16 protein-coding genes, 1 tRNA gene and 1 pseudogene are annotated in these 20,985 nt (G+C 71.5%); 9 read left to right on the top strand and 9 right to left on the bottom strand.

What is annotated here, in order from left to right; genetic code table 11:
• The first annotated feature begins 64 nt into the window (after positions 1–64).
• From OG252_RS25460 to OG252_RS25450, 3 genes are read left to right on the top strand one after another with little or no spacing between them, the layout of a single operon-like run.
• Positions 65–982 carry an NTP transferase domain-containing protein gene (locus OG252_RS25460; RefSeq protein ID WP_266436564.1) on the top strand — a complete coding sequence of 306 codons (918 nt, stop codon included), beginning with the start codon at positions 65–67 and terminating at the stop codon, positions 980–982.
• Positions 979–2,364, top strand: a complete 1,386-nt coding sequence (locus OG252_RS25455) for a molybdopterin molybdotransferase MoeA (RefSeq protein WP_329338944.1) — start codon at positions 979–981, stop codon at positions 2,362–2,364. Before OG252_RS25460 ends, OG252_RS25455 begins: the two co-directional genes overlap by 4 nt.
• Positions 2,361–3,458, top strand: coding sequence for a potassium channel family protein (locus tag OG252_RS25450; RefSeq protein ID WP_329338942.1), 1,098 nt, complete (start codon positions 2,361–2,363; stop codon positions 3,456–3,458). The genes OG252_RS25455 and OG252_RS25450 overlap by 4 nt, the downstream gene beginning before the upstream one ends.
• A gap of 76 nt (positions 3,459–3,534) precedes the next feature.
• Here the strand turns inward: OG252_RS25450 and OG252_RS25445 are convergent, their stop codons facing one another.
• Together OG252_RS25445 and OG252_RS25440 are read right to left on the bottom strand one after the other, a co-directional pair.
• Positions 3,535–4,383, bottom strand: a complete 849-nt coding sequence (locus tag OG252_RS25445) for an ABC transporter permease (RefSeq protein WP_266436558.1) — start codon at positions 4,381–4,383, stop codon at positions 3,535–3,537.
• Complete coding sequence (locus tag OG252_RS25440; RefSeq protein WP_329338939.1) at positions 4,380–5,408, bottom strand: ATP-binding cassette domain-containing protein; 1,029 nt, start codon at positions 5,406–5,408, stop codon at positions 4,380–4,382. The genes OG252_RS25445 and OG252_RS25440 overlap by 4 nt, the downstream gene beginning before the upstream one ends.
• A gap of 656 nt (positions 5,409–6,064) precedes the next feature.
• On the opposite strand from OG252_RS25440, the gene OG252_RS25435 reads away from it, so the two are divergent.
• Positions 6,065–7,045, top strand: a complete 981-nt coding sequence (locus tag OG252_RS25435; RefSeq protein WP_266436554.1) for an NAD(P)H-quinone oxidoreductase — start codon at positions 6,065–6,067, stop codon at positions 7,043–7,045.
• A 4-nt stretch (positions 7,046–7,049) separates the two neighbouring features.
• Here OG252_RS25435 and OG252_RS25430 read toward each other — a convergent pair whose 3' ends face one another.
• Complete coding sequence (locus OG252_RS25430; RefSeq protein ID WP_329338937.1) at positions 7,050–7,613, bottom strand: hypothetical protein; 564 nt, start codon at positions 7,611–7,613, stop codon at positions 7,050–7,052.
• A 146-nt stretch (positions 7,614–7,759) separates the two neighbouring features.
• Here OG252_RS25430 and OG252_RS25425 point away from each other — a divergent pair, with 146 nt between their 5' ends.
• On the top strand, positions 7,760–8,305 hold the full coding sequence (locus OG252_RS25425) for a bacterial proteasome activator family protein (RefSeq protein ID WP_266436550.1): 546 nt from the start codon (positions 7,760–7,762) through the stop codon (positions 8,303–8,305).
• A gap of 75 nt (positions 8,306–8,380) precedes the next feature.
• On the opposite strand, the gene OG252_RS25420 is transcribed toward OG252_RS25425, so the two are convergent.
• Positions 8,381–10,024, bottom strand: a complete 1,644-nt coding sequence (locus tag OG252_RS25420; RefSeq protein WP_329338935.1) for a protein kinase domain-containing protein — start codon at positions 10,022–10,024, stop codon at positions 8,381–8,383.
• Positions 10,025–10,358: 334 nt separating this feature from the next.
• Here OG252_RS25420 and OG252_RS25415 point away from each other — a divergent pair, with 334 nt between their 5' ends.
• Entirely contained in the window at positions 10,359–11,942 is a 1,584-nt protein-coding gene (locus OG252_RS25415) for a protein kinase domain-containing protein (RefSeq protein WP_329338933.1), read from the top strand.
• Positions 11,943–12,049: 107 nt separating this feature from the next.
• Here the strand turns inward: OG252_RS25415 and OG252_RS25410 are convergent, their stop codons facing one another.
• Both OG252_RS25410 and OG252_RS52375 read right to left on the bottom strand, forming a co-directional pair.
• A complete protein-coding gene (locus OG252_RS25410) occupies positions 12,050–13,072 on the bottom strand; it encodes a phosphotransferase (RefSeq protein WP_329345193.1) in 1,023 nt (340 codons plus the stop codon).
• A gap of 139 nt (positions 13,073–13,211) precedes the next feature.
• A pseudogene (locus tag OG252_RS52375) lies at positions 13,212–13,298 on the bottom strand (DNA-binding response regulator); the annotation flags it as partial.
• Between the two features lie 377 nt (positions 13,299–13,675).
• On the opposite strand from OG252_RS52375, the gene pdhA reads away from it, so the two are divergent.
• The 3 genes from pdhA to OG252_RS25395 are packed head-to-tail and all read left to right on the top strand — an operon-like array spanning position 13,676 to position 17,295.
• Entirely contained in the window at positions 13,676–14,866 is a 1,191-nt protein-coding gene (gene pdhA / locus OG252_RS25405; RefSeq protein ID WP_266436544.1) for a pyruvate dehydrogenase (acetyl-transferring) E1 component subunit alpha, read from the top strand.
• 13 nt (positions 14,867–14,879) lie between these two features.
• Positions 14,880–15,878, top strand: a complete 999-nt coding sequence (locus OG252_RS25400) for an alpha-ketoacid dehydrogenase subunit beta (RefSeq protein WP_406494112.1) — start codon at positions 14,880–14,882, stop codon at positions 15,876–15,878.
• 10 nt (positions 15,879–15,888) lie between these two features.
• Positions 15,889–17,295 (top strand): dihydrolipoamide acetyltransferase family protein, encoded by a 1,407-nt coding sequence (locus OG252_RS25395; RefSeq protein ID WP_329338929.1) that lies wholly within the window; start codon positions 15,889–15,891, stop codon positions 17,293–17,295.
• A gap of 45 nt (positions 17,296–17,340) precedes the next feature.
• On the opposite strand, the gene OG252_RS25390 is transcribed toward OG252_RS25395, so the two are convergent.
• The 3 genes from OG252_RS25390 to OG252_RS25380 form a co-directional block, all read right to left on the bottom strand.
• Complete coding sequence (locus tag OG252_RS25390) at positions 17,341–19,665, bottom strand: hypothetical protein (RefSeq protein WP_329338925.1); 2,325 nt, start codon at positions 19,663–19,665, stop codon at positions 17,341–17,343.
• A gap of 3 nt (positions 19,666–19,668) precedes the next feature.
• A tRNA-Ser gene (locus OG252_RS25385) sits at positions 19,669–19,740 on the bottom strand.
• A gap of 173 nt (positions 19,741–19,913) precedes the next feature.
• Positions 19,914–20,816, bottom strand: a complete 903-nt coding sequence (locus OG252_RS25380; protein WP_406499015.1) for a D-alanyl-D-alanine carboxypeptidase family protein — start codon at positions 20,814–20,816, stop codon at positions 19,914–19,916.
• Between the last annotated feature and the right edge of the window lie 169 nt (positions 20,817–20,985).

Raw genomic sequence — 20,985 nt, 5'->3', positions numbered from 1 at the left:
GACCCCGCCCGCCTTCCCTGTGAGCGGCGTTCCCTGTGATCGCGACGGCACGCATACTCGGGGGGTGACCGCCAACGAGCCGCACCTGGCTGACGCCGAGTACGACGCCGTCGTACTCGCCGGCGGTGCCGCCCGGCGGCTCGGCGGTGCGGACAAACCCGGCGTACGGGTGGGCGGGCGGGCGCTGCTCGACCGGGTGCTCGCCGCTTGCGCCGACGCGCGTACCACCGTCGTCGTCGCCGCTCCCCGGCCGACCGCGCGGCCCGTGACCTGGGCACGCGAGGATCCGCCCGGCGGTGGACCGGTGGCCGCGCTCGACGCCGGGCTGCGGCACACCACGGCCGAGCAGATCGTCGTCCTCTCCGCCGACCTGCCGTTCCTCGGCGAGGCGACGGTACGGCGGCTGCTGACCGCCCTCGGGGCGACCGGCGCCGACGGCGTGCTGCTCACCGACGCCGACGGCCGCGACCAGCCGCTGGTGGCGGCGTACCGCGCGCCCGCACTGCGCCGGGAGCTGGCCGCCCTCGTCAAGGCGCACGGCAGCCCGACCGGGCTGCCCCTGCGCCGGCTCACCGCCGGTCTCGACCTCACCCGCGTCCCGGACCCCGTCGCGTCCTTCGACTGCGACACCTGGGACGACATCGCCACTGCCAGGGCACGCATCAGGGAGCATGGGCACGTGTTGGATGAATGGATTTCCGCAGTCAAGGACGAGCTGGGCATCGACCTCGACGTCGACACCGGTCTGCTGCTCGACCTCGCCCGTGATGCCGCCCACGGCGTCGCGCGGCCCGCGGCACCGCTGACCACCTTCCTCGTCGGTTACGCGGCCGCGCAGGCCGGGGGAGGCCCTCAGGCGGTGGCGGAGGCGTCCCGCAAGGCCGCCGCCCTCGCCCTGCGCTGGGCGGACGAGGACACCGCCGACGCCAAGCCGGACAAGGCCCCCGACGCCACGCCGGACGCCCGCCCGGACGCCGGATGACCGCCCGCTCCGCCCGGACCGGTGAGAACGCCGAGGACGCCGAGGACTTCGACGTCGAGGAGGTGCTCGCCCTCGTGAAGGAAGGGAACGGCCACGCCGGCGGTGATCACGTGCCCGCACCCGCCCCGCAAGCCGGCCGGCACGGCGCGTCTTCCCCACCGGACCCTGGCCACCGGGCCACCCCCTGGCCCGAGGCCCGCGCGATCGCCACCCGCGCAGCCCGATCCACCCCACACGGCAGCCACCGCGCCCCCGTCTCCGTCGTCCTCGACGACGCCCTCGGCCTCACCCTGGCCGCCCCCCTCACCGCCCTCACCGACCTGCCCTCCTTCGACACCTCGGCGATGGACGGCTGGGCGGTCGCGGGCCCCGGCCCCTGGGCCGTACGGGAGGAGGGCGTACTCGCCGGACACGCGGAGCCCGAGCCGCTCACCGACGGCGAGGCCGTCCGGATCGCCACCGGCGCCCGCATCCCCCTCGACACCACCGCCGTCCTGCGCAGCGAGCACGGCCGCACCGACGACAAGGGCCACCTCCACGCCACCCGCGAGATGGCGCACGGCCAGGACATCCGCCCGCGCGGCCAGGAGTGCCGCAGCGGCGACCACCTCCTCCCGGCCGGCACCCTCGTCACCCCGGCGGTGCTCGGCCTCGCCGCGGCCGCCGGATACGACACCCTCACCGCCGTACCCCGCCCCCGCGTCGAAGTCCTCGTCCTCGGCGACGAGTTGCTCACCGAGGGCAAGCCGCACGACGGGCTGATCAGGGACGCGCTCGGCCCGATGCTCCCGCCCTGGCTGCGCGCGCTCGGTGCCGAGGTCACCGCCGTACGCCGGCTCGGCGACGACGCCAAGGCGCTCCACAAGGCGATCACCACCTCGGGCGCCGACGTGATCGTCACCACCGGCGGCACCGCCTCCGGCCCCGTCGACCACGTCCACCCCACTCTTCGGCGCATCGGCGCCGAACTCCTGGTGGACGGCGTCAAGGTGCGCCCGGGCCACCCCATGCTGCTGGCCCGCACCAAGGAGAACCAGCACCTCGTCGGGCTGCCCGGCAACCCCCTCGCGGCCGTCTCCGGTCTGCTCACGCTCGCCGAGCCGCTGCTGCGCACCCTCGCGGCACGCCCCGCCCCGGAGCCGTACACGCTGCCGCTGCGGGACGAGGCGCACGGGCATCCGCACGACACCCGGCTCATCCCCGTGGTCCTGCGCGGTGACAGTGCCGTGCCGCTGCACTACAACGGCCCGGCGATGCTGCGGGGCATCGCGGGGTCCGACGCCCTGGCCGTCGTACCACCGGGCGGGGCGCGGCCCGGTGAGGAGACGGAACTGCTCGACCTGCCCTGGGCCACGGCCGGAATCGGGGTGTGTTTCACGTGAAACTTCCGGGCCAGGACGCGATCGCCCGTCAGGCGGACGAGCATCTCGTGACCCATCGGGTGAAACTCCCCCGGAAGGTGGTGGAGCACCCGTTCCGGCAGGTCGCCAGGCGCGTGTTCATGGCGTTGTTCCTGCTCGTGGCCACCTCTCTGATCGTCTACGCCGACCACGACGGCTACAACGACAACTCCGACGGCTCCGTCGACCTCCTCGACGCCCTCTACTACGCGACCGTCACCCTCTCGACCACCGGATACGGCGACATCACTCCGGTCAGCGACGCCGCCCGGCTCACCAACATCCTCGTCATCACGCCGATGCGCGTGCTGTTCCTGATCATCCTGGTCGGCACCACGCTCGAGGTTCTCACCGAGCGCACGCGTGAGGAATGGCGACTCAACCGCTGGAGGTCCACCTTGCGTGACCACACCGTCGTCATCGGTTTCGGCACGAAGGGCCGCTCGGCGATCCAGACCGTCTGTGCGACGGGACTGAAGAAGGAGCAGGTCGTCGTGGTCGACCCCAGCTCCAAGGTGATCGACGCGGCGACCGCGGACGGGTACGCCGGGATCATCGGGGACGCGACGCGCAGCGACGTACTGATGCGGGCCGAGGTGCACCGGGCCCGGAAGATCATCATCGCGACCCAGCGCGACGACACGGCGGTCCTCGTGACGCTGACGGCCCGGCAGCTCAACAAGGGCGCGAAGATCGTGGCCGCGGTGCGGGAGGAGGAGAACGCCCCGCTGCTGAAGCAGTCCGGCGCCGACGCGGTGATCACCAGCGCCAGTGCCGCCGGGCGGCTGCTCGGCCTGTCCGTGCTGAGCCCCGCGGCCGGCATGGTGATGGAGGACCTGATCCAGCAGGGCAGCGGGCTCGACATCGTCGAACGGCCGGTCATAAAGGCCGAGGTGGGCAAGCGCCCGAAGGAGACGGACGACCTGGTGGTGAGCGTCGTACGCGGGCATCGAGTGCTCGGATACGACGATGCGGCCGTCGGCACGCTGGAGCTGACGGACCGGCTGATCACCATCGTGCGGGCGACGCCGGGCACGCAGATCGCGCCCGACGTCCGCCCGCTGCGCCAGGACTGAGAGCGGCGATGGGGTGGGGCTCCTGGTCGCGGTGAAGCGGTGAAGCGGTGAAGCGGTAAGGCGGTTGAGGGGCGGGCTACTTGCGGTTGTACAGGCGCATCGTGATCGGCCCGAAGACCGCCACGAACAGGCCCGCCCAGCCCAGCGACCAGGCGACCTCCTCGGCCGGCCAGTCGCCCGCCATCAGGCCGCGCACCGCGGACGCCACATGGGTCACTGGGCTGTTGTTCACGAACGCCTGCAGCCAGCCCGGCATGGTCTTCGGGTCGACGAAGACGTTGGACAGGAAGGTCAGCGGGAAGATCACCATCATGCTGACGCCCATCACCGACTTCTCGGTGCGCAGCATCAGACCGAACATGGTCCAGATCCACGAGAACGCGAACGAGAACACGACCAGCAGCGCGATCCCGGCCAGCACTCCGGCGACCCCGCCGTCCGGGCGGTAGCCGAGGATCATGCCGACCGTGAGCATCACGACGGACGCGATCGTGTAGCGCAGGGCGTCGCCGAGCAGATAGCCGACCATCACCGACGGCCGCCAGATCGGCAGGCTGCGGAACCGGTCGAAGACGCCCTTCTCGATGTCGGTGTTCACCGAGACGCCGGTGTACATCGTGATCATCACCACCGACATCACCAGGATGCCTGGCAGCAGGAACTGGATGTACTCCTTCGGGGACCCGGCCAGGGCGCCCCCGAACAGGTACGTGTACATCAACACCATCATGATCGGGAACGCCGTGACGTCGAAGAGCTGTTCCGGCACGTGTTTGATCTTGAGGATGGCCCGCCAGCCGAAGGTCAGTGAGGCCGACAGGGCGCTCGGACGCGGCGGCCGCTCACCGGTGACGAGCAGCGCGGCGAGCGATTCGGCCCTGACCGGGGCGAGGTCCTTGGTCTCCGTGGTCGTCGCGGTGCTCATGCCGCCACCTCGTCCTTCGAGTCGTCCGTGTCGGTGGAGTTCTTCGCGTCGTGGGTGTCGTGTCCGGTGAGGGCGAGGAAGACCTCGTCCAGGCTGGGCTGCCCCAGGGAGAAGTTGTCGACGATCACGCCGGTGCGGGCCAGCTCGGCGAGCGCGCGGGCCGCCTGCTCGGCCGCCCCCTGCCCGTTCGACGCCCCGCTTCCGACGCGGGCCGTCAGCGCCACCGGATCCGGCTCCAGCTGCACGTCCGCGTCCATGGCCAGCCGCAGCACCTGCTCGGCCTGCGGCCGCTGCGCCGGGTCGCGCAGTCGCAGATGTACGGAACCTGCGCCCACGGAGGCCTTCAGCTCGCCCTTGGTGCCCTCGGCGATCACCTTGCCCTGGTCGATGACCGCGATCCGGGACGCCAGCTGGTCGGCCTCGTCCAGGTACTGCGTGGTCAGCAGCACGGTGGTGCCCTGGGCGACGACCGCGCGCACGATGTCCCACACCTGGTTTCGGCTGCGCGGGTCGAGGCCGGTCGTCGGCTCGTCGAGGAAGAGCAGCTCGGGGGTGTTGAGGATGGAGGCGGCGATGTCGATACGGCGCCGCATGCCGCCGGAGTAGTTCTTGACCTGCTTGCCGGCCGCGTCCGTGAGGCCGAAGGCCTCCAGCAGCTGCCCGGCACGCTCCCGCGCGGCCTTCTTGTGGTGGCCGAGCAGCCGGCCCAGCAGGACCAGGTTCTCGGTGCCGGTGAGGTCCTCGTCCACCGACGCGTACTGGCCGGTCAGGCTGACCCGGCCGCGGACCTCGTCGGCGTCTCGTACGACGTCGTGCCCGAAGACATGGGCCTCGCCGCCGTCCGGCCGGAGCAGGGTGGCGAGCATCTTCACCGTGGTCGTCTTTCCGGCGCCGTTCGGGCCGAGGACGCCGTAGACCGTGCCTGCCGGCACCGCGAGGTCGACTCCGTCGACGGCCCGTGTCTCGCCGAACGTCTTCACCAGGCCTGCGGTCTCGATGGCCAGGCCGGACGTGTGCTGGCTCATGGTGGGTTTCCTTCCACGCACTTGGGTTACGCATGGGGAGACCTTTACGGTCGCGCAAACTCATCGGTCGCGCCCAGCGAATTTCCGGAGGATCGGCCGAAGGACCGACGAAGGTCCGCCCAGGGACCGACGAGGATCCGCCCAGAGACGGAAGTGGGTCCGACCGAGGACCGGCCGGAGGACCGGCCGGAGGACCGGAGCGGGAACCGACCGGGGACCGGAGCGGGAACCGACCGCAGGACCGGCCCGAGGACCGAGCGGGGTCCGGCCCGGGATCCGGCCCGGGGACCGACCGAGCACCGGCCCGAGGTCCGGCCCGGGGACCGACCGAGCACCGGCCCGAGCACCGGCCCGGGATCCGGCCCGGGGACCGACCGAGCACCGGCCCGGGATCCGGCCCGGGGACCGACCGAGCACCGGCCCGAGGTCCGGCCCGGGGACCGACCGAGCACCGGCCCGAGGTCCGGCCCGGGGACCGACCGAGCACCGGCCCGAGGTCCGGCCCGGGGACCGACCGAGCACCGGCCCGAGCACCGGCCCGAGCACCGGCCCGAGGACCGACCGAGCACCGGCCCGAGCACCGACCGAGCACCGACCGAGCACCGACCGAGCACCGACGAGCGTCCGACCAGCGACCGACGGGTAGCGTCCCCTTCATGCATGCGATCACGATTCCCGAACCTGGTGGGCCCGAGGCGCTGGTGTGGGACGAGGTCCCGGATCCCGTGCCCGGCGAGGGCGAGGTGCTGGTCGAGGTGGCGGCCAGTGCCGTCAACCGCGCCGACATACTGCAGCGGCAGGGCTTCTACAACCCGCCGCCCGGCGCCTCCCCCTACCCCGGCCTGGAGTGCTCCGGACGGATCGCCGCGACCGGCCCGGGTGTCTCCGGCTGGAGCGTCGGCGACGAGGTCTGCGCGCTGCTCGCGGGCGGTGGCTACGCCGAGCAGGTCGTCGTCCCGGCCGGCCAGCTGCTGCCCCTGCCCAAGGGCGTCGACCTGAAGCAGGCCGCCGCGCTGCCCGAGGTGGTCGCCACGGTCTGGTCGAACGTCTTCATGATCGCCCACCTCCGGCCCGGCGAGACCCTGCTCGTGCACGGCGGCTCCAGCGGCATCGGCACCATGGCGATCCAGCTCGCCAAGACCGCCGGCGCCAAGGTCGCCGTCACGGCCGGTACCAGGGAGAAGCTGGAGCGCTGCGCCGAGCTGGGCGCCGACATCCTGGTCAACTACCGCGAGCAGGACTTCGTCGCCGAGATCAAGGAGGCCACCGACGGGGCCGGCGCCGACGTCATCCTCGACAACATGGGCGCCAAGTACCTCGACCGCAACGTCAAGGCCCTCGCCGTGAACGGCCGGCTCGCGATCATCGGCATGCAGGGCGGCATCAAGGCCGAGCTGAACATCGGCGCGCTTCTGGGCAAGCGGGCCGCGATCAGCGCGACCTCCCTGCGCGCCCGCCCGCTGGGCGAGAAGGCGGCGATCGTCGCGTCCGTACGCGAACACGTCTGGCCGCTGCTCGACGCCGGTCACGTCCGTCCGATCGTCGACCGCGAGTTCCCGATGAGCGACGCGGCCGCCGCGCACCGGGTCGTGGAGGAGAGCGGCCACATCGGAAAGGTCCTGCTCGTCACGTCGTAACGCCTCAGGCGGCGCTCCGCCGTATCCGGAGCGCCACGAAGGCGAGGCCCAGCCCGAGCCCGACGAGGATCAGCCCGCTGCCGAGGGGCACGATCCGCAGTGCGGGCTCGGCGGGGTGGGCGACGGTCTTCTTCGCGGGCCGCCGCGGGTGTGCGGGGGGCACGGCGGCGGTCTCGGCAGCGGTTCCGCGCGGCGGTTCCGGTACGGCGGTGGAGTCCCCGTCCGTCCCGCCGTCCAGGCCGGCGTCCGCGTCCTCGTCGGCGTCCGCCGCCCCCTCGTCCTCCGGCACCGCGGCTTCTGTGTCGACCGGTTCCGCCTGCTCCGCCTCGTCCCGCCGCCCCGGCCGCTGGCGTCCCTCACCCGGGCGGCTCCCGGCCCGGGAGGGCTTGGCCGAGGCGGATGCGGAGGATGAAGGGGACCGGGAAGCGGATGCGGAGGGGGAAGAGGAAGGAGAGGGAGAGGCGGACACCGCGTACGCCCACTCGCCCCCGGGCGGCAGCACCACCACCCCCGCCCCCACCACGATCAGCACCCCCGTCACGCGCAGCGAGCGCAGCCATGAAGTCACGGACCAAGCCTGACATTCACCCACGATCACGGCATTCCAGGCTGCTCCAGAGGATCGATGTCAAGGCCGAGCCTCCGTAAACGGTGGATCAGCCCTTACCGGGGGCACCACGGTGATGAGGTGTACGCGTGCGAGAGAATGGCGGCATGGAGATGCCGAGGAACGAACGGTCGCCGGAGAATCCCCAGATCCTGGTCGTTGGCCAGGACGGGATGGCTCTCGGCGGCGGAGGAGACGAGGACTCCCGCGAGGTTCCCGTGACGGAGATGGTCGAGCAACCGGCGAAGGTCATGCGGATCGGAAGCATGATCAAGCAGCTCCTCGAAGAGGTGCGCGCGGCTCCCCTGGACGAGGCGAGCCGGGTCCGGCTCAAGGAGATCCACTCCAGCTCGGTGAAGGAACTGGAGGACGGGCTGGCCCCGGAGCTCGTCGAGGAGCTGGAGCGGCTGTCCCTGCCGTTCGCGGACGAGGCCACCCCGAGCGACGCGGAACTGCGTATCGCGCAGGCCCAGTTGGTCGGCTGGCTGGAGGGCCTCTTCCACGGGATCCAGACCACCCTGTTCGCCCAGCAGATGGCCGCGCGCGCTCAGCTGGAGCAGATGCGCCGCGCCCTCCCGCCGGGCGTCGGCGGCCACGAGGAGGGCGGCGAGGACCTGCGCGCGGGCGGCCGTTCGGGCGGGCCGTACCTGTAACCCGCAGACACCACCACGGACGAAAAGGGCCCGGCAGCCGAAGCTGCCGGGCCCCTTCACATCACAGACCCGGCGTCACGACGACGGGTTGCCCGTGGAGACGTCGAACTGCATCTCCGGCGGGTTCTTCGGGTCGAAGTCCGTCCCCGCCGTGGGGTACTGCTTCATCACCGTGTCCTCGCCGTAGGTGTTCTCGTCCACGCGGGTCGGGTCGTAGTTCCACCCGGCGGCCTGGAGGCAGGCGAGGACCGAGTCCCAGTTCTTGAACGTGAAGTCCGGCATCCGCACCTGGTCGGGGTCGTTGTACGACTCCTCCGGCTCGGTGCATTCGGTCTTCTCGATCACCTTCGTCGTGTCCGGGCCGCGGTAGCCCGCCGCCTTGGTCGACGTCGACGCCGACACCGTCGGGCCGCTGTCGCCGCCCGCCTCCTCCCGGCCGCTGTTCATGATCAGCGCCGCGACCAGCCCCCCGACCGCGAGCAGCGAGACCAGGATCGAGCCGATGATCACCGGCTTGTTGCCCTTGCCGCCGCCGGAGGACGGCGTCTGGGCGGTCTGGGGCGTGAGGTTGTACGGCGGCGGAGTCGACGCGTGCTGCGGCGGGTACCCGGCCGGGCCGGGCGTCTGGTAGCCGGCCTGCTGCGGATAGCCGTACGCCGGAGAAGGCGCCGACGGCTGCGGGGTGCCGTACGGATTCGGCGTCGGAGCCTGCTGGTACGGCGTCTGGACGCTGCCCATCGGCCCCGGTGTCGCCTGGTCGACCGGCGGGAACACCGCGGAGCCGACGCCCGAGCCGCTCTGCGTCGGCGTGCCCGGGACGATGCTCGGGGCGGCGGCCTGGAAGGAGGCGGCCACCCGCAGACACTCGTCGCGCATGGCCTCGGCGCTCGGGAAGCGCTCGTTCGGGTTCTTCTTCAGTGCGCGGGCGACCAGCGCGTCCACCGCCGGCGGCAGGGCGCGGTTGATCGACGAGGGAGCCACCGGCTCCTCCTGCACGTGCGCGTACGCGATCGCCAGCGGCGAGTCCGCGTCGAACGGCAGCCGACCGGTGACCAGCTGGAACAGCATGATGCCGACGGAGTAGAGGTCGGAGCGCGCGTCGACGCCGCGGCCCAGCGCCTGCTCCGGCGAAAGATACTGCGGGGTGCCGACGACCATGCCGGTCTGGGTCATCGAGGTGACACCGGACTGCATGGCGCGGGCGATGCCGAAGTCCATGACCTTGACGACGCCGCGCTTGGTCATCATCACGTTGCCCGGCTTGATGTCGCGGTGGACCAGCCCCATCTCGTGGCTGATCTCCAGCGCGGCGAGCACGTCGGCGGTGATCTTCAGCGCCTTGTCGGCGGGCATCGCGCCGTACTGCCGTACGTCCGCGTTCAGCACCGAGCCGAGCGGCTGGCCCTCGACGTACTCCATGACGATGTACGGCATCGTCGTGCCGTCCAGCGCGTCCTCGCCGGTGTCGAAGACCGAGACGATGTTGGTGTGCGTGAGCTTGGCCACGGCCTGGGCCTCGCGGCGGAAGCGCTCGCGGAAGGCCTGTTCGCGGCCCAGCTCGGTGTGCAGGGTCTTGATCGCGACCTGGCGGTCGAGCACGGCGTCGTAGGCGAGGTGCACCGAGGCCATGCCGCCTTCGCCGAGCAAGTCGCGCAGCTGATAGCGGCCGCCGGCGAGCGCCCGCCCCGCGTACCGGCCGTGTGCGCCGTCCTGGCTCATGTCTCTGCGTCCCCCGTAGGCCTTCAGGCGCCGTGCGTGCCATTGATCCAAAGTGCTATTCCCGGCCAAGTCTGCCGGAGGGCACTGACACGTCAAGCGCGGTGCCCGTTCCGTGACCGTACGCGAAAGAAAGGTCGCGCAAGCGTTACAGCGGACGTACCGCCGGTACACGGGATTTGCACGTCTGCACGTACTACGGGTTTGATGGCCGGTCCGTCACGGGCCGGTCCCCGGGGTCTTCCCGGACCGGAGGCTTGCGCGGAGGCTGTAGCGTGGCCGACGGAGACCGTAACAACACCGCGCGCACCGCGGGCAGAAACGACGGCGAGGACTGATGGCACAGCAGCAGCGCGCTCAGGGCCCGTCCGACCCCGAGGCGACTGGCGGCGGGATGTCAGATGCGCCGGAACTGTGGGGTAATGGCGGACTTGTCGGGGACGGCCGATATCGGCTGACCCGCAGACTCGGCCGGGGCGGCATGGCCGAGGTCTTCGCGGCCGAGGACGTGCGGCTCGGACGCACCGTGGCGGTCAAGCTGCTGCGCGCCGACCTCGCCGAGGACCCCGTCTCCAAGGCCCGCTTCACGCGCGAGGCCCAGTCGGTCGCCGGGCTCAACCACCACGCGATCGTCGCCGTGTACGACTCCGGCGAGGACTTCGTGGGCGGCCAGTCCGTCCCCTACATCGTGATGGAGATCGTCGAGGGACGCACGATCCGCGACCTGCTCCTCAACGCCGAGGCGCCCGGCCCCGAGCAGGCGCTGATCATCGTCTCCGGTGTGCTGGAGGCGCTTGCCTATTCGCACCAGCACGGCATCGTGCACCGTGACATCAAGCCGGCCAACGTCATCATCACCGAGAACGGCGCCGTGAAGGTGATGGACTTCGGCATCGCCCGCGCCCTGCACGGCGCGTCCACGACGATGACTCAAACCGGCATGGTCATGGGCACCCCGCAGTACCTCTCCCCGGAGCAGGCGCTCGGCAAGGCCGTCGACCACCGCTCCGACCTGTACGCCACGGGCTGCCTCCTCTACGAACTCCTCGCACTGCGCCCGCCGTTCACCGGCGAGACCCCGCTGTCGGTCGTCTACCAGCACGTCCAGGACATCCCGACGCCTCCGTCCGAGGTCTCCGACGGCGTCCCGCCGGAGCTCGACGGCCTTGTCATGCGCTCGCTCGCCAAGGAGCCGGACGACCGTTTCCAGACGGCCGAGGAGATGCGCGGGCTGATCCAGTACGGCCTGCAGATGCTCTACGAGCAGGGCGGCCACACCGGCACCTGGAACACCGGGCCCGTCGACACGCACGACGGGCGGCACACCCCCGCCGCGGGCATGGCCGGCACGGCGCTCATGCAGCACCCCGGCGGCGACTCCTCCGGCACCGCACAGATCCCGCAGCCGATCCTGCCCAACCGCTACGGCGGCGGGGACGACGGCGGCTTCGAGGGACACGGCAACCGGGGCGGCGGCGGCCGCGGCAAGCTGTGGATCCTCGCAGTCCTCGCGGTGATCGCCATCGCGGCGGGCGTCGCGCTCGCGCTCAACGGCGGTGGCGGGAACGGCGGCGGCACCGACACCAGCCCGACGCCGACCACCTCGCAGACCACCGACAACCAGACGGCCAGCGAATCGCCGACCGACGAGCCCACCGACGAGCCCACCGACACGTCCACGGACGACGGCACGGGCACGGGGTCCGGCTCGGAGTGGACGCCGTCGTCCACGCCTTCCGCCACGCCGTCGCAATCGTTCTCCGACGACCCGACGACGTCGGCGCCGACGGACGACCCGACGACCGCGCCCCCGACGGACGACCCGACGACCGCGCCCCCGACGGACGACCCGGCGACCACGCCCCCGACGGGCGAGACCGTCGGAGGCGTCACGGGCAACGGCGGGACCACCGGAGGCTGATCGTCGCCTGCACCTCACAGGCATCCACGCGCGCGTGCGGCCCGGAAACGGGCTCCACGCGCGCGTGCTCGTTCAGAGCCCTCTCCAGGGCTCCGGGGCTCCGGAACTCAGTCCGCGAACGCGTCGCACACCGCGTCGTACTCCCGCGTCCACCACACCGCGAGCGCCGAGGCCGCCGGGAACTGGGGATCCGCGCGGGTGTCGCCGCGCTCGTAGTGCCAGCGCAGCATCCAGAAGTCGTTGAGGCGCTCCCACCACACCCGGTGCACGGCCGCCGCGAGTTCGGAGGGCGTGAGGCCGGCCGCACGCCGGTACGCGCGCGCGTACGCCCGTACCTTCGGCAGGTCGAGGGCTCCCGCGGGCCGTACGAAGAAGATCGCGGCGGCGCGTACGGCCTCCTCGGCGCGGGGCTTCACGCCGAGCCGGTCCCAGTCGACGATCGCGGCGGGGGCGTCCCCCTTGTAGAGCAGGTTGAACGGGTGGAAGTCGCCGTGCACCCAGCCCACCGAACCGCCGCGCGGCGGACGCCGGTCGGCGTGCTGCTCCAGGAGCGCGCGCCGCTCCAGGAGCCGGTGGCGGGCCAGTTCGTCGAAGGAGTCGGCGGGGCGGTGGCGGCGTACGTGGGCGAGCAGGTCGTCGATGAGGGCGAAGGTGTCGGCCGCCTTGGCCGTCTCGGGCGGCTCCCCGGACTCCACCGACTCCGTGCGCGCCCGCGCGTGCCTGTGCATCACGCGCTCCAGGCTCGCGTGGACGACCCCCAGCAGCGCCCCGAGTCGTTCGCACTGGGCGGGGGTGAGCTGGCCGCCGTGGCGGTGCCGGCCGTCGATCCAGGGGTGCAGGGCGTAGGCGTGCCCGCCGACGACGGCGACCGTGCGTCCGTCGCGGCCGGTCAGCGGGGGTGCGACCGGGACGCCCAGGTCGGCCAGGGACTGGGTGGCCCGGTGCTGGCGGGCGATCGCGGCGGGGGCGGCGGTCTCGGGGTCGAAGTGGTGCTTGAGGAAGTAGCGGCCGCGGGTCGTACAGAGCCGGTAGCCGCGGTTGAGCAGCCCCTGGTCGACGGGCTCGCAGGTGAGCGCGGACCCGGCGGCGTACTGGCTGAGGAGGGCGCCCAGCGGGGGCGCGTGGGGCAGCAGGGGTGGTACACAAGAGCGCGGCACGCTGCCCGATGCTAGGGCACGATCAAGGCCCCTGAGCTGCGGGTTGTCACAGACAGTCGCTTTCGATCACGGGATGTGCGGGAAGTGGCTTTCCAGGCCGCGGTCGCTCCACGACGTCGGGCCGGGTGGCCGGAAACCGTACCAGCGCGTCGGTAGCCGCACCCGCCTCGCCGACCGCTTCGAGGTCCGCCCCGACCGACGCGGCAATAGCCTGATTTTCCTTCTTCGCGCACGCGGTCGGTGTCATACGCGTGCGCGAGGCCCGCTTCGGGGAGACTCTTCCCGTGACCTGGGTCACCGAGATAACGTGCCGTTGTTCCGGCCCCCTGCAAGGCTGTGACCAGGGATGGTGCCCGATTTCTCGATTTACTTGGAAATCCAAGCAAAATCGCAGGTCAGAAGGGGTTTCACAGAAATGTGGAGCACTGGGTAACGTGCCTATTGCAGGGCGCTCGCCGGGGCACCTGTCACGCCTGTTCCCGAACGAGCCGCACCCACCCCGTGCGTCCGGAGGGCCCAGGTGAGCCGCACTGGCGCCCGGCGAACCCGGGTAGCCGGACCGACGGAGGAGCACACGTGACCGTGGAGAGTACTGCCGCGCGCACACCGCGACGCAGCGCAGGTACGACCGGTGCGAAAAGCACGGCCGGCAAGCGCCCGACCGCAAAGAAATCGCCAAGTGGTGAGCCCGAACTCGTCCAGTTGCTGACGCCCGAGGGCAAGCGCGTCAAGAGCGCCGCATACGACAAGTTCGTCGCCGCCATCACCCCCGACGAGCTGCGCGGTCTGTACCGCGACATGGTGCTCACCCGCCGCTTCGACGCCGAGGCCACCTCCCTGCAGCGGCAGGGCGAGCTGGGCCTGTGGGCGTCGCTGCTCGGGCAGGAGGCCGCCCAGATCGGCTCCGGCCGGGCCCTGCGCGACGACGACTACGTCTTCCCCACCTACCGCGAGCACGGCGTCGCCTGGTGCCGCGGCGTGGACCCGTCCAACCTGCTCGGCATGTTCCGCGGCGTGAACAACGGCGGCTGGGACCCGAACAGCAACAACTTCCACCTCTACACGATCGTCATCGGCTCGCAGACCCTGCACGCCACCGGCTACGCGATGGGCGTGGCCAAGGACGGCGCGGACTCGGCGGTCATCGCCTACTTCGGCGACGGCGCCTCCAGCCAGGGCGACGTCGCGGAGTCCTTCACCTTCTCCGCGGTCTACAACGCCCCCGTGGTCTTCTTCTGCCAGAACAACCAGTGGGCGATCTCCGAGCCCACCGAGAAGCAGACCCGCGTCCCGCTCTACCAGCGCGCCCAGGGCTACGGCTTCCCGGGCGTCCGCGTCGACGGCAACGACGTACTGGCGTGCCTGGCCGTCACCAAGTGGGCGCTGGAGCGCGCCCGCGGCGGCGAGGGCCCGACGCTGGTCGAGGCGTACACGTACCGGATGGGCGCCCACACCACCTCCGACGACCCCACCCGCTACCGCCACGACGACGAGCGGGCCGCCTGGGAGGCGAAGGACCCGATCCTGCGCCTTCGCCGTTTCCTGGAGGCCTCAAACCACGCGGACGAGGGATTCTTCGCGGAACTGGAGGCCGAGAGCGAGGCGTTGGGCAGGCGAGTGCGCGAAGCGGTCCGTGCCATGCCGGACCCGGACCACTTCGCCCTGTTCGAGCACGCGTACGCGGACGGGCATGCGCTGGTGGACGAGGAGCGGGCGCAGTTCGCCGCCTACCAGGCGTCGTTCGCCGAGGCAGAGGGGGACAACTGAGATGGCCGAGACGATGACTTCCACGACCTCCACGCCGGTCAAGAGCATGGCGCTGGCGAAGGCGATCAACGAATCGCTGCGCACGGCCCTGGACACGGACCCCAAGGTCCTGATCATGGGCGAGGACGTCGGCAAGCTCGGCGGCGTCTTCCGCGTCACGGACGGCCTGCAGAAGGACTTCGGCGAGAGCCGGGTCATCGACACCCCCCTCGCCGAGTCCGGCATCGTCGGCACCGCGATCGGCCTCGCCCTGCGCGGCTACCGCCCGGTGGTGGAGATCCAGTTCGACGGCTTCGTCTTCCCGGCGTACGACCAGATCGTCACGCAGCTCGCGAAGATGCACGCGCGCTCGCTGGGCAAGGTCAAGATGCCGGTCGTCGTCCGGATTCCGTACGGCGGCGGCATCGGCGCGGTGGAGCACCACTCGGAGTCCCCGGAGGCGCTGTTCGCGCATGTGGCGGGCCTGAAGGTGGTCTCCCCGTCGAACGCGTCGGACGCCTACTGGATGATGCAGCAGGCGATCCAGAGCGACGACCCGGTGATCTTCTTCGAGCCCAAGCGCCGCTACTGGGACAAGGGCGAGGTGAACACGGAGGCCATCCCCGGCCCGCTGCACAAGGCCCAGGTCGTCCGTGAGGGCACGGACCTCACCCTCGCCGCCTACGGCCCCATGGTGAAGCTCTGCAAGGAGGTCGCCGACGTGGCCGCCGAGGAGGGCAGGTCCCTGGAGATCCTGGACCTGCGTTCGGTGTCTCCCCTGGACTTCGACTCGATCCAGACCTCGGTGGAGAAGACCCGCCGCCTGGTGGTGGTCCACGAGGCACCGGTGTTCTTCGGCTCGGGCGCGGAGATCGCCGCCCGGATCACCGAGCGCTGCTTCTACCACCTGGAAGCCCCGGTGCTGCGGGTCGGCGGCTACCACGCCCCGTATCCGCCGGCCCGCCTGGAGGAGGAGTACCTGCCGGGCCTGGACCGGGTACTCGACGCCGTCGACCGTGCCCTGGCGTACTGAGGAGAGGGTCGTGACGACGATGACGGATGCGTCCGTACGCGAGTTCAAGATGCCGGACGTGGGCGAGGGGCTCACCGAGGCCGAGATCCTCAAGTGGTACGTCAAGCCGGGCGACACGGTCACCGACGGCCAGGTGGTGTGCGAGGTCGAGACGGCGAAGGCGGCGGTGGAACTGCCGATCCCCTACGACGGAGTCGTACGGGCACTGCACTTCGGCGAGGGCACCACGGTGGACGTGGGCACGTCGATCATCGCGGTGGACGTGTCGGGCGGCGGCGCGGCTCCCGCGGCGGCGTCGGCACCCGCCCCGGTGGAAGCGAAGCCCGAGGAGCCGAAGTCGGCGGGCTCGGGCCGCCAGCCCGTCCTCGTCGGGTACGGCGTGGCGACCTCCTCCACCAAGCGCCGCCCCCGCAAGGGCCCGGAGATCCCGGCCCAGGAGGCGTCGACGGCGATCCAGGCGGAGCTGAACGGGCACGGTTCCGCCGCGCCGGCGAAGCAGCGCCCCCTTGCCAAGCCCCCGGTGCGCAAGCTGGCGAAGGACCTGGGCGTCGATCTGGCGACGGTGGTCCCGTCCGGCCCGGACGGCATCATCACCCGGGAGGACGTGCACGCGGCGGCGGCACCGGCGCCCGAGCCGGTGACGCAGGCCCCGGCCGCGGCGCCCGCGCCCACCGTCCCCGCGGCCGCCGCTGTGCCGGTGGCCTCGTACGATGCCGCCCGTGAGACCCGCATCCCGGTGAAGGGCGTCCGCAAGGCCACGGCCGCGGCGATGATCGGCTCGGCCTTCACCGCCCCGCATGTCACGGAGTTCGTGACGGTGGACGTGACCCGGACCATGAAGCTGATCAAGGAGCTCAAGGAGGACAAGGAGTTCGCGGGCCTGCGCGTGAACCCCTTGCTGCTGATCGCCAAGGCCCTGCTGGTCGCGATCAGGCGCAACCCGGATGCCAACGCGTCCTGGGACGAGGCCAACCAGGAGATCGTGCTCAAGCACTACGTCAACCTGGGCATCGCGGCCGCGACCCCGCGCGGCCTGATCGTCCCGAACATCAAGGACGCCCACACCAAGACCCTGCCGCAGCTGGCGGAGTCCCTGGGCGAGCTGGTGGCGACGGCGAGGGAGGGCAAGACGTCCCCCGCCGCCATGCAGGGCGGCACCGTGACCATCACCAACGTCGGCGTCTTCGGCGTCGACACGGGCACGCCGATCCTGCCCCCGGGGGAGTCCGCGATCCTCGCGGTCGGTGCGATCAAGCTCCAGCCGTGGGTTCACAAGGGCAAGGTGAAGCCCCGCCAGGTCACGACGCTGGCCCTGAGCTTCGACCACCGCCTGGTGGACGGAGAACTGGGCTCGAAGGTCCTCGCGGACGTGGCGGCGATCCTGGAGCAGCCGAAGCGGCTGATCACCTGGGCGTAGGAGAGCGGGGGCCGCGTACCCCGGACGGGACACGCGGCCCCCGCTTCACCACCCCCGATCGCCTCCATCGCCTCGGTCCACCCGATCCCCCCGCATCCAGTGCCCGCCCGTGCTCCAGCCGAGGAGCCGTCGGCCGTCGCCCTCGTCCGGCGAGCCGCCCTCCGCGACCTGGCGGAGCCCGGTGAGGGCGGGAGACAGTCGGGCCATCACGTGGTCGGGGTGGCGGGCGGCTTCCTCGGTCAGCCAGGTCAGCGTGCGCGTCTGCTCCTGGGGAGTGCACAGGGACAGGTGGAAGAGCATCTGCCGCCACGCGTAGGCGGCGTCCTTGATCGTGCTCAGCGGTCGCGGATTGGCCTGCACCCGGGCGGTCAGGCGGCACACGGTGACGAAGCAGCGCCGGGCCAGGTCCTCCCAGCCCGCGGCCGGGCTGACACCGGCCCGGTGGACCAGCGCGGCCAGATTGTGCGTGGTGAGGATCTGCGCCTGCTCGATCACCATGCCGTTCTCGGCCACCGGCCCGTACCCCGAACCGGAGAGGCCGGCCCGCTCCACGCACAGCTTCGCGAAGCCCGGGGACGTCCGGGCCCCGTACGACCGCGTCAGGGCCTGACCGGCCTCGAAGATCGCCAGGTTGCGGACGGCCCGGTAGTCGATGGCGTAGTACCGCTCGTAGAGCGTGCCGCCGCCGAGCAGTTCCGCGGCGACCCGGGCCGCGGTGAGGAACTTCGGGCTGAACGTGCCCATGAAGATGTCCGCGGCCAGCTCCTCCACCAGCGGCGCGCCGAGTTCGGCCTGGCGGGCCAGTACGCCGAGTTCGCGGACGAGCGGATTCGGCAGGACGGTGCCGGGAAACGCCTGCACGGCCAGCTCGCCCAGCTGACGCAGGGCGGCGGCCGAGGCCTCACCCGCCGCGACGCCGGCACGCTGCGGGGCGATCGCCCGTACCCAGGGCAGCTCCTCCACCCGCACCTGCCGCTCCAGGTTGAGCAGCAGCAGCGAACGCCGGTTGCGGAACGCCCGGTAGTTCGCCGCTGCGAGGGTTTGCAGCGCCTCGTCCGGGTATGCCTGGGCGGTGGTCACGGCGACCAACTGCGGTACGAGTTCCGCGAGGACCTCGGCGGACGGCACGACACCGCGCTCCACGAGCGTGCCGATGGGCGCGCTCAGCGCGGCCTCGACGGTCCGCCGGACGCCCGCCGGTATCGCCGCTCCGGCGGGCAGCCCCGTCTCCCGCGCCTCCCGCCCGCTCACGGGAGCGACGAGCGGGGCGACCTCGGCGACCCCCGCCTCCTGCGGCAGCCCGGAGAGGCGGCGCAGTACCAGCTGGGCCAGCGCGTGATGCGAGGGCAGCGCCGCCTGGGCCGCCTGCTCGCGGCGCAGCGAGGTGTGCCGCTCGGCGCCGGGCAGCCCACGCTTGCGCACCATGGACGCGACGGCGTGCCGCAGCAGCCCGAGCCGACGCGCGTCCAACGGCCGTCCGGCGACCGTCTCCTCCAGCGCGCCCCGCAGAATCCCCAGGTTCCCCTTGGGGTTGCGGTGCTTGGCGCAGTACGTGTGGTCCGCCGCGAGCAGGCGGTAGCGGCGCAGTAGCTCCGCTCCCCGCTCTACCCACGCCGCGTCCGGTGTGCGGGTCAGCACCCTGCCGTCCTCGGCCGTCTCCAGCCAGTGGACGAGCAGTTCGTCCCCGAACGGCTGCCAGACCGCAAGGGCCTCGCGCTGTGTCTCGACGGCCGTGTTGGGGCGTCGCCGGGCCAGGGTGCCGCCCGCATCGGCGACGGTCTTCCGGTGTACCGCAGTGGGGTCGGGCGCCGGCCGCCCGGCCGGGCGGGGCGTGAAACGCAGCCGTCCCGCGAACGGCGCCAGTTCCACGACGAGTTCCAGAGCGGCGTCCACCTGCCCGGCACGCGTCAGCCAGGCCGCGGTGAGCAGCGCGGCCTCTTCCGGGACGGTCACCTCGTACCGCCCGCTGTCCAGCAGCCCGTACAGCTCCTCGAGCCCGTCGTCGGTGAGGGCGTGCGCGAACAGCGCGCTGCGGTCCTGGGCCACGCCCGCCCGGCGGGCTGCCTCGGCCTCGTACTCCTGAAGCGGTCCTCCGGCGCTCGCCGCTCCGGTGACGAAGCCGCCTCGTACGACCTCGGGAGTCACCCAGGCCGGCAACCCCTTCACCGGGGTACGCGATCCGACCTTCAGGAGCCCGCTGGCCATGCCCGCGAGGACGGCCCGCCACTGCCCCTGCCGCTTCTCCGCGCGGAGGCGGGTGTCGGCGTCCTGGTGCGTGAGCGCGGTCCGGAATGCCTTGGCCAACTGGGCCGACGGGTACGAAGAGCTTGCCGTCCCCACGATGTGCTGCTTGTCAGCGTCGTCCTTCATAAGCCGACGTGGCGGGTTCCGCCCCCGCGCCCTCCGGGTCTCAAGCCCGGTGCTCTCCTGCTGAGCTACACGTCGATGCACCGACGCTAGACGCCGAACGGGTGCGCGTACAACTGGGTTTGGGACGGCCGCCGCACGTAGTCCGGGAGTGTCACGGTCGACATGGTGAAGGGCCCTCCGCCGAAGGCGAGGGGCCCTTTACTCAAACGTGGTGGCTGAACGTGGTGGCCGATTGACGAGGGTCTGGGTCAGCCGAGCCTGGCGAAGGCGTAGTTCATGAGCTTCTTCGCGTCCGTCGCGCGCTGGGTGGCGCTCGTGGAGGCGAGGACCGTGCCGATGACCGTCTTGCCGTTGCGGGTGGCGGCGAAGACGAGGCAGTACTTGGCCTCGGTGCCGGAGCCGGTCTTGACCCCGATCGTGCCGCTGTAGCTGCCGAGGAGGGTGTTGGTGTTCGTCCACGTCGGCATGGTGCGGGTGCTGCCGGTCTTGGTGATCGTCTTGGCGGTGTACGACTTCGTCTTGACGATCGTGCGGAACGTGGTGCTCTTCATCGCGCTGCTGGCGAGCTTGGTCAGGTCCTTCGGCGTCGAGTAGTTGGCGCCGTTGCCGATGCCGTCGAACGAGTCGAAGTGCGTGTTCGTCAGGCCGAGGTTCTTGGCCTGGGTGTTCATCTTGCCGATGAACGACTTCACGCGCGCCGCACGCGTCGTGCCCGAGCCGAACTTGTCGGCGAGGGCGTACGCGGCGTCGCAGCCGGACGGCAGCATCAGCCCGTACAGCAGCTGGCGGACGGTGACCTTGTCGCCGACGATCAGGCGGGCCGAGGAGGCGCCCTTCGACACGATGTAGTCGCTGTACGCCTTCTGGATCGTGACCTTGGCGTCGAGGTTGAGGTTCGACTGCGCGAGTACGACCTTGGCGGTCATGATCTTCGTGGTGGAGCCGGTGGAGCGCTTGGTGTTCGCGGCCTTGCCGTACAGCCCCGCGCCGTTCGCGTTGTTCATCACGTAGCCGCCCTTGGCGACGATCGTGGGCGCGGTGACGGCCTGCGCGGGTGCCGCGGTGAGGGCTCCGGACGCGAGCATGGCGCCTGCGGTCACGGTGACGGCGGCGGCTCGGCGGAAGCGGACAACCTGGAAGCCGTCCTTGATGCCGGTTATCAACTGAGATACCCCGATTGGTGTCGAATGCCCCTGAAAATGCGGCCGAGTTGAGGTGTGCGAAGAAGGTGGGGCCGCAGGTGTGTGACTCGTAACTAGCACAGAAGGTTGTGCGGTCGCTGGCACGGGTTCCCGTTCTTTACCGACGGATGGCGCTCCG

Origin of the sequence: Streptomyces sp. NBC_01352 (assembly GCF_036237295.1) — a bacterium.
Lineage (GTDB): Bacteria > Actinomycetota > Actinomycetes > Streptomycetales > Streptomycetaceae > Streptomyces > Streptomyces plumbiresistens.
Note: the sequence above shows the minus strand (reverse complement) of the source record. Positions and strands in the feature narration are given on the sequence as shown.